General features: G+C 51.4%; 14 protein-coding genes. 5 read left to right on the forward strand and 9 right to left on the reverse strand.

Going from position 1 to position 16,408, the window contains the following annotated elements:
• Positions 1 to 196: 196 nt before the first annotated feature.
• Together hutU and VNZ60_RS13770 are read right to left on the reverse strand one after the other, a co-directional pair.
• Positions 197 to 1,921, reverse strand: coding sequence for a urocanate hydratase (hutU, locus tag VNZ60_RS13765; protein WP_325660019.1), 1,725 nt, complete (start codon positions 1,919 to 1,921; stop codon positions 197 to 199).
• Between the two features lie 123 nt (positions 1,922 to 2,044).
• The gene (locus VNZ60_RS13770) at positions 2,045 to 3,043 is read right to left on the reverse strand and encodes a porin (protein WP_325660021.1); all 999 of its coding nucleotides are present in this window, start codon (positions 3,041 to 3,043) and stop codon (positions 2,045 to 2,047) included.
• A 351-nt stretch (positions 3,044 to 3,394) separates the two neighbouring features.
• Here VNZ60_RS13770 and VNZ60_RS13775 point away from each other — a divergent pair, with 351 nt between their 5' ends.
• The 5 genes from VNZ60_RS13775 to hutH all read left to right on the forward strand — a co-directional run bounded on the left by VNZ60_RS13775 (position 3,395) and on the right by hutH (position 8,843).
• Positions 3,395 to 4,393 carry an ABC transporter substrate-binding protein gene (locus VNZ60_RS13775; protein WP_325660024.1) on the forward strand — a complete coding sequence of 333 codons (999 nt, stop codon included), beginning with the start codon at positions 3,395 to 3,397 and terminating at the stop codon, positions 4,391 to 4,393.
• Positions 4,394 to 4,455: 62 nt separating this feature from the next.
• Positions 4,456 to 5,526, forward strand: a complete 1,071-nt coding sequence (locus VNZ60_RS13780; protein ID WP_325660026.1) for an ABC transporter ATP-binding protein — start codon at positions 4,456 to 4,458, stop codon at positions 5,524 to 5,526.
• Entirely contained in the window at positions 5,523 to 6,404 is an 882-nt protein-coding gene (locus VNZ60_RS13785; protein WP_325660028.1) for an ABC transporter permease, read from the forward strand. Before VNZ60_RS13780 ends, VNZ60_RS13785 begins: the two co-directional genes overlap by 4 nt.
• 25 nt (positions 6,405 to 6,429) lie before the next feature.
• Positions 6,430 to 7,227 carry an ABC transporter permease gene (locus VNZ60_RS13790; protein WP_325660030.1) on the forward strand — a complete coding sequence of 266 codons (798 nt, stop codon included), beginning with the start codon at positions 6,430 to 6,432 and terminating at the stop codon, positions 7,225 to 7,227.
• 71 nt (positions 7,228 to 7,298) lie between these two features.
• The gene (gene hutH, locus VNZ60_RS13795) at positions 7,299 to 8,843 is read left to right on the forward strand and encodes a histidine ammonia-lyase (protein WP_325660032.1); all 1,545 of its coding nucleotides are present in this window, start codon (positions 7,299 to 7,301) and stop codon (positions 8,841 to 8,843) included.
• A 442-nt stretch (positions 8,844 to 9,285) separates the two neighbouring features.
• On the opposite strand, the gene VNZ60_RS13800 is transcribed toward hutH, so the two are convergent.
• The 7 genes from VNZ60_RS13800 to tnpA all read right to left on the reverse strand — a co-directional run bounded on the left by VNZ60_RS13800 (position 9,286) and on the right by tnpA (position 16,150).
• Complete coding sequence (locus tag VNZ60_RS13800; protein ID WP_325660034.1) at positions 9,286 to 10,548, reverse strand: YiiX/YebB-like N1pC/P60 family cysteine hydrolase; 1,263 nt, start codon at positions 10,546 to 10,548, stop codon at positions 9,286 to 9,288.
• An 801-nt stretch (positions 10,549 to 11,349) separates the two neighbouring features.
• Positions 11,350 to 12,258, reverse strand: a complete 909-nt coding sequence (locus tag VNZ60_RS13805) for a MurR/RpiR family transcriptional regulator (RefSeq protein ID WP_325660036.1) — start codon at positions 12,256 to 12,258, stop codon at positions 11,350 to 11,352.
• Between the two features lie 367 nt (positions 12,259 to 12,625).
• Positions 12,626 to 13,171: a cucumopine synthase-related protein gene (locus tag VNZ60_RS13810; RefSeq protein ID WP_325660037.1), complete on the reverse strand. Its 546-nt coding sequence runs from the start codon at positions 13,169 to 13,171 to the stop codon at positions 12,626 to 12,628.
• Positions 13,171 to 13,593: a hypothetical protein gene (locus tag VNZ60_RS13815; protein WP_325660039.1), complete on the reverse strand. Its 423-nt coding sequence runs from the start codon at positions 13,591 to 13,593 to the stop codon at positions 13,171 to 13,173. The genes VNZ60_RS13810 and VNZ60_RS13815 overlap by 1 nt, the downstream gene beginning before the upstream one ends.
• Positions 13,594 to 13,797: 204 nt before the next feature.
• The gene (gene tnpC / locus VNZ60_RS13820) at positions 13,798 to 15,363 is read right to left on the reverse strand and encodes an IS66 family transposase (RefSeq protein ID WP_325660041.1); all 1,566 of its coding nucleotides are present in this window, start codon (positions 15,361 to 15,363) and stop codon (positions 13,798 to 13,800) included.
• 29 nt (positions 15,364 to 15,392) lie between these two features.
• Entirely contained in the window at positions 15,393 to 15,740 is a 348-nt protein-coding gene (tnpB, locus tag VNZ60_RS13825; protein ID WP_325660042.1) for an IS66 family insertion sequence element accessory protein TnpB, read from the reverse strand.
• Positions 15,737 to 16,150: an IS66-like element accessory protein TnpA gene (gene tnpA, locus VNZ60_RS13830; protein WP_325660044.1), complete on the reverse strand. Its 414-nt coding sequence runs from the start codon at positions 16,148 to 16,150 to the stop codon at positions 15,737 to 15,739. The genes tnpB and tnpA overlap by 4 nt, the downstream gene beginning before the upstream one ends.
• Positions 16,151 to 16,408: the final 258 nt, after the last annotated feature.

The following is a 16,408-nucleotide window of genomic DNA, read 5'->3' on the forward strand; positions in this document are numbered from 1 at the left end:
ACTTACTCCTAATGCTTCTCTATATTCGCGTGACAAGACACGAAGATTCAGTAATATCGTTTACGCTACGCATATCGATCCCACGCCGTGGCCTATTGCCCATACAGAGCGCGCACGATGCACGTCGTTAGAAGCGCAAAGTAGCGCGTCAATCACCTGATCCTTTTTTGCGTCTGATGGTGATGCGTGTGATGGATTAACTACGTGGCACCATCGGTAAATTTAGACCATTGCGGCGGGCACAAGCAGCTGCCGTTTCGTATCCAGCATCAGCATGACGCATCACGCCTGAGCCGCAATCGTTGATCAGTACACGCTCCAGACGTTTTGCCGCAGCCTCGCTACCATCCGCCACGATCACCATTCCGGAATGCTGCGAGTAACCCATACCGACGCCGCCGCCATGATGCAGAGAAACCCAGGTTGCTCCACCCGAAGTATTTAACAGCGCATTCAGTAGTGGCCAGTCGGACACTGCATCAGTGCCATCCTTCATGCTTTCTGTTTCACGATTCGGACTGGCGACTGACCCGGTATCAAGATGATCGCGACCAATAACAATCGGCGCTTTCAGCTCGCCGCTACGGACCATTTCATTAAATGCCAGGCCGGCGAGATGACGTTCACCTAAACCAAGCCAGCAAATCCGAGCTGGCAAACCTTGAAAAGCGATGCGGTCATGCGCCATGTTCAGCCAATTGTGGACGTGCTTATTATCCGGAAACAACTCCTTAATCTTGGCATCCGTCTTGTAGATATCTTCTGGATCGCCGGATAGCGCCACCCAGCGAAACGGTCCTTTGCCTTCGCAGAACATTGGACGGATATAAGCTGGCACAAAGCCGGGGAAGGCGAACGCATCCTGTACGCCCTGATCGAAAGCGACCTGACGAATGTTGTTACCGTAATCGACGGTTGGAATACCCATTGCATGGAAATCCAGCATCGCCCGCACATGGTTTGCGCAAGAGGCTGCCGCGTCCTGTGTCAGACGGACATGTTGGTTAGCATCTTGTTGTGCCGTTTTCCATTCATCGACGCTCCAACCGGATGGCAAATAGCCGTTGATCAGATCATGTGCTGAAGTTTGGTCGGTCACTAGATCCGGTTTAATACCACCGGCCTTGGCGCGCTTCACCAGTTCCGGCAAGATATCTGCCGCATTGCCCAGCAAGCCAATCGATACAGCCTCCTTTCTCGCGCAATGGTATTGCACCAAGGCGATGGCTTCGTCGATATCCTTAGCTTGTTTATCAACATAGCGGGTACGCAAGCGGAAATCGATGCTGCTTTGCTGGCATTCGATGTTCAACGACACCGCGCCAGCCAACGTCGCAGCCAGTGGTTGCGCGCCGCCCATGCCGCCCAAACCTGCGGTCAGGATCCAGCGGCCACGCCAGTCGTCGTTAAAATGCTGTTTGCCCGCTTCGACGAAGGTTTCATACGTACCCTGCACAATACCTTGGCTGCCAATGTAGATCCAGCTGCCAGCGGTCATCTGCCCGTACATGAACAAACCTTTACGGTCGAGTTCGTTAAAATGCTCCCAATTCGCCCATTTTGGCACTAGATTGGAATTGGCGATCAGCACACGGGGGGCATCGGTATGGGTTTTGAAGACGCCTACCGGTTTTCCGGACTGCACCAGCAACGTTTCATCGTCGTTTAAATCCTTCAACACTTCGAGAATTTTGTCGTAGCATTTCCAATCGCGCGCGGCACGACCTATACCACCATACACCACTAAATGTTTCGGATTTTCTGCGACTTCTGGATCCAAATTATTCTGGATCATCCGATATGCAGCTTCGGTTTGCCAGCTTTTACAGGTTTTATTTGTTCCGCGAGGCGCGCGGATTTCACGACTAGCATCGAAGCGCGGGTCGTCAAGAAATTGGGGAAATTCAGATGCTGTGGACATATACTTTTTCCTTAAATGAATGCGGGTTGAGATTGAAGAGCAGCATGTGCTGAATAGCCACAGACAGCCGTCCGTCTCAACCCGCGCAGCAAGGAACTGCTTTAAAAAATGATAGATGCTCAGTTAAAACGACGTGACCATCCCGAGTGCAAAACTGTTCTTTTTGGCGGCCTTATCGTAAATCGCGGCGTTGTTATCCATGCCGCCATACAGCGCATAAAAACTTGTTCGCTTTGTGAGATAGTAGTTACTAAATAGCTCCCATGCAGTGGCCTTGGCGAGAGTGTTATGAGCAACCTGGGCACCAACATTAACTGATGCACCGATAGGTACCAAAACGCCAGCGCCATAACCTTTGCCATCAGTATTGAGGGCGTTGTCGTAGTAGTTAATGGAGGTGACGAAGCTACCGAAATTATATTTGGCACCGGCTCCCCAGTTAGCGCCTAATCCAGGAACATTTCCGTGCTTGGACTCATAGGCAGCACCAGCCGAAAACTGACCGGCAACATAGTTCGCACCAATTTGATAGACGTTATCCGGTTGTTTGAGGACGACGCTGTTAGGGCCAAGGACATCGTTTTTATCGATAAATCCCGTTTGAATTGAAAGGCCATAAATTGGCTGTGTCCAATATTGAAGTTGGGCACTGCGGCGGGTTCCATAGGCAGCATCATAAATCGCCTGAAGGCCTACGTTCCCGTATGCCGAGGTGGCATTGGCACCGTAGTTAAGATCATACTGGAGTAGCACTTGGTCTATTACCGAAGCCTGACGTCCCATTCGCACCTGGCCAAAGTCACCAGATAGTCCGACCCATGCTTGACGATCGAAACCAACAATACCACTGGCACCGCCGACACCAGTTAGCGGCTTGAATGTCTCTTCCAAAGCGAAGTTAGCTTTCATACCTCCGCCGAGGTCCTCACTGCCTTTTATACCCCACCGAGAAGAATTGTTGGCATTGTTAACTAGCGTAGGTGTAGTAATTCCCCCCTCATATCTCCCGCCATCTCGTTGCGCGAAGCCAACATCCATCAGGCCATAAATGACTACGTTGGACTGAGCTGCCGCGCCACCTGCACACGCCCCCAGTAGTACGGTCATAATTATTTTCTTCATTGCAAGTACCCTCCTAAAAGTAGATTCAATATTGCTCTATCGGACTAGTCGAGTTTCATATGAATTGATCGACGTCCTCCCGTTCTTAAATGCTCTTGAATTGCTGGCAATTTTTGAATCGGTAATCTATAGTATTTATAATTTCACTGATTTACAACATGAATTTATTCATGTAATCTAAAACATGAATAAAAAATCGTCATTTCGTAAAAAGTGTGGTGAACGCGGGACACTCGAAGTTCCTCGTCTTGCTAGCTAAGCGGGGTGTGCGCAAAAAAAGGAGCTAGCCGATTCTCGGCTTGCGCTGATTACACTGATATATAGTCAGGTTCAACCACAAAAGGAGATGTCATGAAGCGGTATCTTGTTATTTTCGCTCTATGTGTAGTAACAGCATCAACAGCAATCGCCCAAACTAAAGACCTAGTTGTCGCGGCTTTCGGAGGAGCCTACACCGAAGCGCTCAAGAAAAACATCGCGGGCTTTGAGGCAGCAAACAACGTTAAGGTCCGTTTTGTACCTGTCTCAGGTGCGGAAGCGCTGGCAAAAGCAAAGGCCGGCGAGGTCGATGTTATTCACGCAGATTTTGCTTGGGGCTTTCGGGGCGAGGCGCAAGGGCTGTTTGAGAAATTGGATCCGGCCATCGTAACTAATCTTGATTCGCTCTTTCTAAAGGCGAGATATTCAGACTACGGTGTTGTTGCCAACTTTGGTCAGTATGGAATTGCTTACAACCCAAAATTAGTAACGCCACCACCTACCTCTTGGTTCGACATGTTTAAGCCACAATATAAAGGCAAAGTGACGACGGCTCAATTCGACGATGCCAACGTCGAACTGCTTGTATTGTTTGCGAAATTGAATGGTGGAAGTGAAGATAACATCGATCCCGGCTTTAAGAAAATGGCAGAGCTAAGTCGAAATATCGATGTTTTTTATAGTCAGCATCCGCAATTATTGGACCTGTTTCGCTCGGGCGACATAGTGATGGCACGCTGGCTTCGTGGGCGCGTAACTTGGGCTAGCGGAAAGGGAGTGGATCTTAAATTCGTCGTACCTAAAGAAGGCGCACTTGGACTTGTTTCAACTGTCCACGTTGTAAAAGGACGACCTAACAAGGTGTTAGCGCTTAAATTTGTCAACTACCTCCTCAGCAAAGAATGTGAGATTGAATACGCTAGAGCACTAGGCTATACACCATCGCGAGCAGATCTCGATCTTCACAGCATGAACATTGATGTTCCATACGGCGCACAAGTTATCAATACGCTCCGCATAGCTGATTGGCGCAAGGTAACGCCAAAATTAGGCGAATGGAAAGAGCGCTGGGATAAAGAAATCGAACGTTGAAATCTTTGTTCATTAGTTATCTTGCTGCTCGAGCCTACTCGAGCAGCTCTGAAGAGGTAGATATGCATCAAATCACATTAAGCGGCATCAACAAGGTTTTCGACGACTCGAAGGTTCTGAACGAGGTTAATCTATCAGTCCATAGAGGCGAGTTTCTGTCCATTCTCGGCCCGAGCGGATGCGGAAAAAGCACACTTCTGCGTATCATCGCTGGCCTGGAGACGCCGACTAGCGGCGACATCGTAATAGCTGGGCGGACGGTTACACGTGATCCGGTTTGGAAGCGGAAAATTGGTTTTGTTTTTCAGAATTTTGCGCTGTGGCCGCATTTAACTGTACTGAGAAACGTTGCGATGGGCCTGGAATTGCGAGGCATGAATAAGCAGGAGTGTCGTGATCGAGCACTAGCTGCCTTAAGCCTGGTTCAGCTTGAATCGTTGGCAAATCGCATGCCAAGTCAATTGTCCGGCGGGCAGCAGCAACGAGTGGCAATCGCACGCGCTATCGTGCTTGAGCCAGAGGTACTCTTGCTTGATGAGCCTTTGAGTGCTCTCGACAAAAATCTTCGTCAAGATATGCAAGTAGAACTAAAGGCGCTCCAGCAGAAATTGAAATTGACCACTGTCTTCGTGACCCATGACCAAGAAGAAGCAATGTCATTGTCTGACAGAGTTGTTGTAATGAATAGCGGTGTCATTGAGCAAATCGACACGCCGGAACAAATATATAACAGACCAACGTCATTGTATGTAGCACGTTTTGTAGGGGAAACGACCTTCTTTGAAGGGCAACTTGAGCATTGCAATGGCCGTACCAATCTTCGAACACTCATTGGCGAGTCAATTCCAATCGAAGACGAAGTAACAGCAATTAACGGGCCTGATGGCGTGGCGTTCGTAAGACCAGAATGGATCACATTGGTCAAACCAGAACAGGTTCAAGATTCATCGCTACCGATGGGTAGAGTCGAACGAATTATGTTTTTCGGTTCATCAAGCGACTATTTGATCAGACTAGGAAATTCGCTAGTCCGTGTGAAGACGGCAGGGGCAAATCATTTTTTCCAAATAGGTGATCGTGTAGCGCTGCAATTTGTCGCTCGTCTTCTGCCAAACGGACAGGTGCGGACATGAACACAAACATCAGTGCTAAAGGCGGAACCCAGTTTCTTTTCGTTCCAGCACTTTTAATACTCGTCGTCTTCTTTTTCATTCCCTTAGTCTTGATCGTTATATTTAGTTTCATGACATCAGGCCAGGCTGGCGCAGTCGAAATGCCGATGACTTTGGCAAACTACAATCACTTTCTAACCGACAGCTACTATCTCAAAGATCTACTTTGGCGCACGGTTCGACTTTCTGCTCTCGCCACCTTCTTCGCCGTGATCATTGGATACATTGGGGCTTTTGTAATTACACGGGCCAGCGAAAAACTGCAGCCTTGGCTGATTTTTTTAAACATGTGTCCGCTGTGGGTGAATTTGGTCATTCGAACACTGAGCCTGATGGTAATACTTGGCCGAGATGGTCCCATCAATCATTTGCTGATTGCTTTGGGTGTCACAGAGCGCCCTATTCAACTTCTCTACAATGAAACCGCAGTGCTCATTGGAATGGTGCAGGTTTCAATTCCTTTTGTTGTGCTTTCTCTCTATGGGGTACTGAAATCCATTCCTCGTGATTTGGAGCATGCGGCGATGTCAGTCGGTGCCAATCCAATCTCAGTCTTCATTCGCGTAATTTTACCGCTGAGTGTTCCTGGTATTTTCGCCGGCAGCATACTAGCGCTGGGAATAAACATGGAGTCATTCGTTGTGCCCATCTTGTTGGGAGGCGGACGAGTGCGCTTTATGAGCGTTGCGGCGTATGAAATGGCGACAGTCTCCAATAATTTACCTTTCGCAGCAACGATTGGAATGATTTTACTGATAGTGACTTTACTAATGCTTGGTGTATATCAATGGCTCGTTCATTCCGTGAGCCGTATGCCAACCGCCTTGCGCTCAGCGTGAGTGCGATATCTGACTAATAGGAGTAATGATGCTCAAACTCAAGGTTAGAGACGTCGTATGGTTTGTCACTACGATAGTGTTTTTTTGTTTTCTTTTGCTGCCTCTGTTGATACTCATAGTGGTTTCGTTTAACCCGGTTGCGATGGTATTTCCCCCACAAGGTTTTACCCTGCATTGGTATCGAGTAATTCTCGACAAACCTGAATTTCTTTCTGCTGCATGGGCGAGTGCTGTGATTGGGATAATGACCGCAGTTATCAGTACTACCGTTGGAGTACTGGCTGCAATCGGTCTTCATCGCTACACGGGACGTCTTCGTAAACCCATGGAATTTGCACTGCTTTCCCCACTGTTCTTTCCTGCGGTGATTGTGGCGCTGGCCATTTTCCAACTAATGATGGCGATGGGGATGATGACCAATCTGGTGGTTCTGGTAGGGGCGCATGTGGTTGTAACAATGCCATACCCAGTACGGAACGTTACGGCACAGCTCTCACGGTTCGACCGTCGACTTGAGGAGGCCGCCATGACAGTGGGAGCCACGCCAAGACAAGCCCTTCTTAAAGTAACCATACCGTTGCTGCGAGCTAGCATCGTGCCGTCGTTGATCATCACTTTTGTTTTGTCCTGGAATAACTATACGGTGTCCGCCTTCCTGGCCCAAACCGATTGGACAACGCTTCCACTGCAGCTTCGTGCTTATGTTCAATATGAGTACGAACCATTCCTTGCAGCTATGTCGACAGTCTTGATTCTCATATCTGCCGTATTCCTATTTATTGTCGAGCGCACTTTCGGTATGTCTGGACGAGGCAAGGTCTGAGAGAAAGTGCTTGCATACGGCGTCCAAAAAAATTGAACGTAGAAGTAAAACTATTTATCCAAAGGATTAGCATGAACGAATCAAAAGAAACATTGGTCATCTCGCCGGGAAATGTAACGCTATCGGATCTCCGTCGCATATATCTTGGTCACGTCAAACTTGAACTGGCGCCAGGTGCGCGCGATGCGTTGAAAGCATCGCAAGCTGTGGTACAAGAAATTGTAGATGAAGGCCGTATCGTGTATGGGATTAGCACTGGTTTCGGCAAGCTCGCAAATACCAGTATCCCGGCACATCGACTGGAGGAGTTGCAACGGAAATTGGTGCTTTCTCACAGCGTCGGCACCGGACCAATACTTGCCGATGGCGTAGTCCGATTGGTGCTCGCAACTAAGGCTATTAGCCTTGCGCGCGGTCACTCAGGAGTTCGAGTCGAATTGGTGGATGCTCTTTTGGCTCTGTTCAATAATAACCTACTGCCGCGAATTCCTTCGAAGGGCTCTGTAGGGGCATCGGGCGACCTTGCGCCACTTGCACATCTTGCATGCGTGTTAATTGGTGAAGGTAGCGTTACTGCCAATAAAAATGTCGAAAAAATTTCCGGCGCTGATGCAATGCACATGATCGGACTGGAGCCATTTATTTTAGGACCGAAGGAAGGCCTGGCCTTGCTAAACGGCACTCAAGTTTCAACGTCGCTTGCACTTGCAGGATTGTTTGGTGCTGAGAGTGTTTTTGCAGCAGGCATCGTAGCTGGAGCCTTGTCTCTTGAGGCAATAAAAGGTTCTATCACTCCCTTTGACGCCAGAATTCACACTGCTCGTGGGCAAGCTGGGCAGATTGGTGTCGCTTCGGCCGTAAGGGCGCTACTTGATGGTAGCGAGATCGTTCGATCACATGCGGACTGCAACCGCGTTCAAGATCCCTATTCAATTCGGTGCGTACCACAAGTCATGGGAGCCTGCCTTGATAACCTCACACATGCGGCGCGCGTGCTTACTATCGAAGCAAATGCGGCATCGGATAATCCTTTAGTTTTCACGGACACCAAAGAGGCAATTTCCGGAGGCAACTTCCATGCGGAACCGGTAGCGTTTGCCGCTGACATCATCGCGTTATCTATATCGGAAATTGGCGCTATCTCGGAACGTCGTTTAGCGTTGCTGCTGGATTCTAATCTATCCGCATTGCCTCCGTTTTTAGTCAATGATGGCGGCGTGAACTCGGGCTTTATGATTGCCCAGGTGACCGCTGCGGCTCTCGCATCCGAAAATAAGTGCCTCTCACATCCATCCAGTGTGGATAGCATCCCCACCTCTGCAAACCAGGAAGACCATGTATCGATGGCAACCTATGGCGCGCGCAGGCTGACTGATATGGTTGAAAATACAGCAGTTGTGGTTGGCATCGAAGCGATGGCAGCTGCACAAGGGATGGAATTCCACCGCCCTCTCAGAAGCTCCCGATTGGTCGAAGCAGAGTTCGCCGATATTCGTACTCGCGTCGCATTCCTCGAAGAGGACCGTTACATGGCGACAGATATCGACGCAGTCAAACAGTGGGCTTTGAAGATGGATTGGAGAGGACCTGTTGGAGAACTGCTGCCAAGCGCGTGAAAACTTTAGCCGGCAACGATTGAAGTTAGAGAGTTGAATGTTCTAAACACACGCTAAATTATTCTTGTAATTTCACTGATTAACGGCAGTAACAGAACGTCCCTGGGAGCCCACCCCAGCCTTGTGCCCATTCACATTTGAATGGGCATTTTTTTAATTTCTGCATATTCCGGCAAAGTTGACCGCCCGCGCCGGTGGTCATTGACCGGTCCAGCCACATTTCGCTGGCATTTACCATGCCTACCAAGGGCCTGCTGTTAGCATATACTGTTAGCCGTAACGGGCCGCAGTCGGCCAGAAGCAGTCAATCGCATTCGACCACCGAGCGTCGGCAAAGCGAGAAATTTCAGCCATACGGTACCCAACCGCAATCATACGACGCTGAAGCAGGATACAGCATCAGCCAGTCAGTCTGGCCGGTGGTCGCCGAAGAACTGCGCGGTTAGAAAGGCTTCATTGGTTCGTCGGCGGAACGGATGCGAAAACAGTCGTCGCAGAGCCGAAGCGTACCTGGCCCAGCCGCCGGCATACTCACCAAGGCGTAATCGCGGACCGGATCATCCGCACAGACACTGCACACATCCAAACTTCCCGTTGCCCTAGTGGCCGCTTCCGCCATTGCGGCCTGCTTGGGATTCCATTCGCGCAGCGAAGCAAACCACTCAGACGTGTGCGGACGGAGCAGCCTAGGAGGCGCGGGCTCAAGCAGTCCCCTGCGCTCAAGCCAGGTAGTTGCTGCCTTAATGCGCCGAGCACGAAACTGCGTCAGGAGGTCATACAGCTCTACCTTCAGGGCGAAGTATTGGCGAGGGTGCAACGTGTTCACGGTCACGTAGCCCGCGTGGTTCAGGACAAAACGGTTTTGGCACAACCTCTCGTCTGCCAGCAGCTCTTCGCAGTACCTCTGCTTGCGCTGCTCCGAACCATCGGCCCCTTCCATCAAGGCGACGTGGTACTGCCAGGAATTCCTTTCGAATTCATCTCGCCACAATTCCAGGTACCTCGAAGATCGCAGGGCTTGCACAAGGTGAGCGTCTCCCTCCGGATGCTCAACCAAGTAGGCATCGATGTCGTTGAGCGACTCAATCTCAGAGGACATCTTGCGGGCCTCCCCAAGCAAGGCGTTGGTTGAGTCGCGCATGGCCTGAACGTTGTCAATATCCTCACGCCGGTCAGCCTCTTCTTCTGAACTGAGATTCCTAAGCACATTAGGCACCTCGACAAGCGCCGCGCTCTTCAGCAACTCTCCGGGGTGGCAAAAGTCGGCATCCGATACTAGGTTCACGCCGGCATCACGATAGGCCTGCGCGACCAAACGCGAGCAGAACTGCCTCCGGCCGGCCACGAAACCGGCCAACACGCTCTTGGCGGCGCTGGTTATGGAGTATCGAGTACCGACCGCAGCTCTGGCAAAAGAGATGATGGAGTGCAATTGCTCAGTCGTCAGCGGTTTCACCGGTCGAAGCACATGACCAGCGCAGCCTGGCTCAAGAATGAGCCGCTCAAGGTTGCGTGCGTGAACACCGTCGCCAGTGGAATCGATCACACTCGACTTACCCACACAAATCATGGCATGAGAGATGTCCGCGCCGGTGATCATACGGATTATTTGGCTCGCCGGTTCGGGCGTCGTCGTCAGGACAACATCGCCGGCCTGGATGAGGCCGGCGACGAACACGCTACGCCGCAGTTCCGATTCATTCATCTCACAACTCATATTGGGCATCAATCCGGTGCAGGTACTGAACTATGGGGTCTCCGCTGTAGCTATGCACCCGCAATATCACGCTGAACCGATCCTTGGATGTATTTTCTCGAACGAGGGTCGGCGCGTTCGGCGACGAGCTCGTCAAGATCTTTCCAACATCAGGCGCTCCTTGCGTTGTAAACCACATTTGAGTCGTCAAGTGCTTCAATGCGTGGCCACCGTGGCATTATAGATCCGTCGTGTCGACGGGAACTCAGTGCCGCGTAGCTATTTGGCACGCATTGCCTGCGAACGGCCGATATTGCGCATGAAGCCGCTGTTTCCTGCCGATTGATGAAAGACCACTTCAGGTCGTTTGTTGCCCGTCACAACGCGCGTCTGTTGGTCACTCATGAATTGTGAGGTCAATACCGTCAGGATAGGTCAGCGCGGACCAGCGCAGTAGGTCAGCCAGAATCGGCGCAGCGGTCAATGTGCACCAGCGCCTGCAATTTTCTCGTTAGCGGAAATTTTAATCGCCTATCTTTCGCGTTCGCATTTTTTTTGACACCTGGGCGATTAAGCACTCTTGATCAATCGGTGAAGTAGGAGGCAGGATTGGTCATGAAAGATCCGAACTTATGCCGGCAGAATCACAAGGTTATCGATGCTGTCGTCCCGAACGATAAAATGACTCGTTGGTCGATGGAGGGCTGCCATCAACTCGGCGTATTGCCAGTGAGCGGGAGGCCATAGATGCAGGCGGTGATATTTTTCCGACGTCAAAGTGAATGCTGTGAGCGCCGAGATCAGTTTTGGTTAACGCACAAAAACCTTACGTCGCATTGACGAACGATCACTGTATTCAAGACGTGCTTCAGATTGTTCGGGCATGGCGTCACACATAGCATCAAGAAGAACTGAGATCAACATCATTGCACCGACGCTCGAATCAAAGACCAAATTCGAATTTATGCGTGCGGTAAGAAGAAGATCTGCTAACTCTCCTTGATTGCTAAAAGTTGAATCGCTGACGAGAGCGATCTTCAAACCTAGTTGTTTAGCGTATTCAATCGCTTTTATCGTCTCACGCGGATATAGAGGCATCAGGAATACAAGCAACCAAGTCGCTCCTGCAGCGTAAGCTTGCTCGAGCTGATCTTCAGTCAGCGATCCTCCGTCGAGAATGGGGCGAATGTCATGATGCACCTTGGCAGCGAAGTAGCAGAAATGTTTCGCGAGCCCTGTTGACGCCCGAAGTCCTAGCACTGGAAGTGGCCGTGATGAGGCTAATACCTGACCAAATTTCTTGATGATAGTAAGGTCTGAAAATGTGGCAGAAAGTTCAACCAGATTCGCTGCTTCCGTTGCCGCCGCGGTTTGATAGCGATTATGTGAGACTTGAGGTACCGATACCGACGGTTCAGGGTCAGCAATCGCGCGAAAGCAACGGCGCATATCAAGGAAGCCATCAAAGCCCAGCGCTAATGCAAATCGTGAAACCGATGGTTGGCTGACATTTGCCAATTCAGCTAGCTCCATACTGGATAAGAAGCCAATTTCGGGGGCATGGTCAATGAGGCATTGCACAATTCGTCGATGTGCAGGAGTTAGTCTTTGCCCCTCCATACGTCTTTCGATTTCTGCGCGCAATGACATCGGTTGGGTCGTAACCTCCACGGCGGATTTCTTCGGTTTAGACTGTACGCGAGGGCGAGTTTCTGGCAATTTTCTCTCCGGAGGTATTCGGAATAACATTTTAGGATTTCTAGCGCCCAGATACTAACCTTGACCTGTTCTTGGCATCAAGCACAACAAAGTAATCTCGTTGACGCCGGGGAGAAAAGATGAATTTAGTTGCTCATCTCGATCGGATTTAAGCAAAAACATAAAGAGCGAAAGGTCGTGGCAGATCGATAAGCTGACAACTATAAACTATCTTGATTGCATTCAGTGAGTGTCGACGTCTTGTACTTATTTGATGGGTGGCCAGTTGACCACCCATTTCGTCGATCGAAGGAAATTAATAGCAACATATCGGGCACCGAGAAGCTTAGGCTACTGTGCCAATATTTGACGCCGTTGGGATACCGGATCAGACTTTACTAGTAATTTTGGCAATAGCAGCAACTTCAGCAGGTGTACGATGTGGGAAAGCAACGCCCAAATTCCAAGGAAAGATGAAATGAACCCAACGGTGCATTCTGATGACATAGGTCATCATCGCGCCAGTGAGTTGAATATACTCTTCTTTAGTTTCTAATTTATCAAGTGAATCAGCATAGGCTTGTCCGATTTCGTGCATATTGGTCAAACCAAGATCCGTCATGAATTCGAAGGCATTAAATGTGCCTGTCAGAAATTCTTTGGTCATCCGCGTAAGGACTGGCAGCTCCATATCTGGGTATTTAGCTACCTTTAAAAACCGATACATGACGTCTGCGCCAACGAGCATTAGGTAAGCCTCCAAATGCACAAGTACGCTGAATGATTGTTGACCGCTCCCAGCCCCACTATCGATGATTCCCCATCGAACTTTCTGGATTTCCTCTGGTTCGTCGAGCCAAACACGATCGATCTGGCGTTCGATTTCGGCCTTGGCATCTTGCCAGGTACCTTCATATTTTTTGAATGCAGACATTATTCAGCCCTCCGGATAGTGATGTTGACAACGCTCTTGCGTGGTTGCGCAATTGTTTGGTCCCAAACGTGTGCTCCCAGCTGACTCAAGATATGCAAGTCGCTTTCGAGAACTTGACCGAACTTATTGACAAGCGCGCTTTCCGTAATGCGCCCATAAGTTAGGCAAATCGTTTGCCCAGGAGCATATAAATAGACCGCGCCTGGCGAACGCTGAACCATATTGGTGCCGCCCAAGTGGACGATCCGGGTAGGTAACCATATTGCTTCGCCGGAAACAACGACGTGACCAAGCGTGCTCTGTAGAGGCAATTGCTTAAGTACTTGCTCTACGACATCTGGGTTTTCTTTAGTTAACAATTGGACTCTGAACTTGAGATCCAAGCTTGGTGCGTGAAATTCGAGTAGGTCAGGAGATGACATTGAAATACCTCATGTATTGAAAAATTCATTAAGTGTGATGAGATTAAAGAATAGAATATTTCATACATAGAGTCAATGAATATAAAATGAAACTTACCCATAATGAAAACGTGATCGAATAATTACTTTAGGCATGAGTGACCTGTGTGTAAGCGCCTTACCAGCACCGTTCTTGACTTTTCAGGTGCGAAGCTGGCGAATTGCTTATGCTATTTTTTGCGTCAGGCGATCGGCGACATTCCAAGGCAGAAGGTCAGCAATCCGATTGATCGGATAGTCAGCTATGTGCGTGAACACATAGCGCAGGTAGGCTTCCGGGTTGATGCCATTGAGTCGGGCGCTACCGATCAGTCCATACATGGCGGCGGCCCGTTCGCCGCCGCTGTCGGCACCAAAGAATAAAAAATTCTTCCGCCCCAGGCAACAGCCGCGCAAGGCATTCTCCGCGATATTGTTATCGATTTCCGCGACGCCATCCCCGCAGTAATAGATCAGCGCCTGCCACTGGTTGAGCATGTATTTGATGGCCTTGGTCGTGTCCGATTGCGTCGAGAGCGTCAACAACCGGTTGCGCAGCCAGGCTTCCAGTTCATCCAGAAGCGGGCGCGCCTGCAATTGCCGGATGCGCTTTCGTTCGTCCACCGGCTGGCCGCGGATCTGCGCCTCAATCGCATACAGTTCGCCGATCCGGCGCAGGATTTCCGTCGTCGTTGGCGTGGCCTTGCTGGCGTGGAGATCATGCACCTTACGCCGCGCGTGCGCCATGCAGCCAGCCTCCTGGACCATGTCGCCAGCGACGATTTTGTTGTAGCCCGCATAGGCGTCCGCCTGCAGCACGCCACGGAAATCGGCAAGGTGCGACTGCGGATGCAGTCCCTGCCGATTCGGCGAATAGGCAAACCACACCGCCGGCGGCGCCTTCGATCCGGCATTGCGGTCGTCCCGCACATAGACCCACAATCGCCCGATCTTGGTCTGGCCATTTCCGGGAGACAGCACCGGTATGGTGGTGTCGTCGGTATGGACCTTGCCGGGCGCGAGCACATAGCGGCGCAGTGCCTCGACCAATGGCGCAAGCAATTCAGCGCAGGCGCCCATCCAGCGGCCAGTGGAGGCAGGATCGAGTTCCACGCCTTGCCGGGCATGCATGACTGCCTGGCGGTAGAGCGGTTGATGATCGGCGAATTTGCTGACCGCGATATTGGCCAGCAGGCCGGGGCCGGCGAAACTGCGCTGAATCGGGCGGCTTGGCGCCGGTGCCTGAACGATGCAGTCGCAGCAGGCGCAGGCCTTCTTGCGGCGCACATGGCGGATCACCTTGAAGGCCGCTTCGATCATCTCCAGTTGCTCGGACACATCCTCGCCCAGCAGCTTTAATGCGCCGCCGCAGGCCGGGCAAGATTGCTCCTCCGGCTCGATGATGTGTTCTTCGCGTGGCAAGTGTGCTGGCAGCGAGACATGGACCGACTTCTGGCGCGGCATCGTCGGTGCAGGTGACTTCTGCTCGGCCGCGCCTTCCTCGGCCACCAGGTCTTCCAGGCGCGCTTCCAGCTGCTCAAGCTTGCGGTCGATCTTCTCGGACTTGCGGCCGAACTGCATGCGCTTGAGCTTGGCGATCTGCAGCTTCAGTTGCTCGATTTCCAGGGTGCGCACCGACAGCGCCAACTCCAGCGTCATGACGGCGCCGCGCAAGTGCGCCAGCTCGCCATCGCGCAGCGCCAGCAGTGCCTTCAAGGCTTCAATGTCGTCGGGAGGTGGGGTAGCAGCCATGCGCGGAGTTTACGCATGTCCTGCCGTGTTTACAAGAGCGACAGCGGCGGCCAGGTGCGTTCTGGCTGCTTCCAGTTGATCCCTTCGAGCAGCATCGACAATTGCGCCTGGGTCAGGTGCACCTTGCCGCTATCGGCCTGTGGCCAGACGAAACGGCCTCGTTCCAAGCGTTTGATCAGCAAACACACGCCATCGGTGGTGGCCCACAGCACCTTGACGACATTGCCGCGCCGGCCGCGAAACACAAACACATGGCCCGACAGCGGCTCCTCGGCCAGCGTCAATTGCACCTTCGCCGCCAGGCCATTCATGCCCGCGCGCATGTCCGTCACACCCGCGGCCAGCCAAATGCGCGTACCCGCCGGCAGGCCCATCATGGGCGCAGCATCCGCACCACGGCGCGCAGCCTCGCCAGATCGGCCTGACCATCGAAGCGGACGGTGGCATCGGCAATTCGGATTTCGATGATGCCTTGCTGTGGCAGGCCGGAATCCATTGCAGCGGCTGATGCCGCCGGCTGTTTCAACTTCGTCGATGAACCCGTAGTTTCCGGCGCATCGGCAATCACGACTGGCAACATCGCCTGTTGGCGCACCGCATTATCAAACTTCCCCGCCAACAGATACCGCCGCCACTTGAACACCATGTTGACGTTGACGTCATTCTCTTGCGCCAGTCGGGAAACCGAGACCCCCGGTTCGCATGCGCGCTGTGCCAGCGCCTTCCGGAATTCAGGTGAGAAATTCGGTCGCCGCTTCTTGCGGCCAGGTGTGACTATCGAATCCAAGGTAGCTCCCGTTAAATAATAGCGGGAACTACTTTGGATTCTTTGGAAAATTGCGTCTAGACGGTGCAGCCGAGGCGCTTACACCTGTGTTACTCAATGACGCAGATATATCTAGAGACAAGGTGCTAACCCACGCGGTCTAGTACTTAACAAATTTAGAATTGAGTTAGCGCCATGTCAGGAGGGTTGTGTTCTGAATTTAGGTAGTAGGCGGAGCCACGCTGTGCTTGCGTTGTACCTTCTTGGGCTTTCTTACTG

Source organism: Collimonas sp. (assembly GCF_035566375.1).
Lineage (GTDB): Bacteria > Pseudomonadota > Gammaproteobacteria > Burkholderiales > Burkholderiaceae_D > Collimonas.

Coding starts and splice junctions, on each gene's coding strand:
- tnpC (WP_325660041.1), bottom strand. CDS start 15,363: ATGGCTGCTACCCCACCTCCCGACGACATTGAAGCCTTGAAGGCACTG.
- hutH (WP_325660032.1), top strand. CDS start 7,299: ATGAACGAATCAAAAGAAACATTGGTCATCTCGCCGGGAAATGTAACG.
- VNZ60_RS13810 (WP_325660037.1), bottom strand. CDS start 13,171: ATGTCTGCATTCAAAAAATATGAAGGTACCTGGCAAGATGCCAAGGCC.
- VNZ60_RS13815 (WP_325660039.1), bottom strand. CDS start 13,593: ATGTCATCTCCTGACCTACTCGAATTTCACGCACCAAGCTTGGATCTC.
- VNZ60_RS13770 (WP_325660021.1), bottom strand. CDS start 3,043: ATGAAGAAAATAATTATGACCGTACTACTGGGGGCGTGTGCAGGTGGC.
- VNZ60_RS13785 (WP_325660028.1), top strand. CDS start 5,523: ATGAACACAAACATCAGTGCTAAAGGCGGAACCCAGTTTCTTTTCGTT.
- VNZ60_RS13800 (WP_325660034.1), bottom strand. CDS start 10,548: ATGAATGAATCGGAACTGCGGCGTAGCGTGTTCGTCGCCGGCCTCATC.
- VNZ60_RS13790 (WP_325660030.1), top strand. CDS start 6,430: ATGATGCTCAAACTCAAGGTTAGAGACGTCGTATGGTTTGTCACTACG.
- VNZ60_RS13775 (WP_325660024.1), top strand. CDS start 3,395: ATGAAGCGGTATCTTGTTATTTTCGCTCTATGTGTAGTAACAGCATCA.
- hutU (WP_325660019.1), bottom strand. CDS start 1,921: ATGTCCACAGCATCTGAATTTCCCCAATTTCTTGACGACCCGCGCTTC.
- tnpB (WP_325660042.1), bottom strand. CDS start 15,740: ATGATGGGCCTGCCGGCGGGTACGCGCATTTGGCTGGCCGCGGGTGTG.
- VNZ60_RS13780 (WP_325660026.1), top strand. CDS start 4,456: ATGCATCAAATCACATTAAGCGGCATCAACAAGGTTTTCGACGACTCG.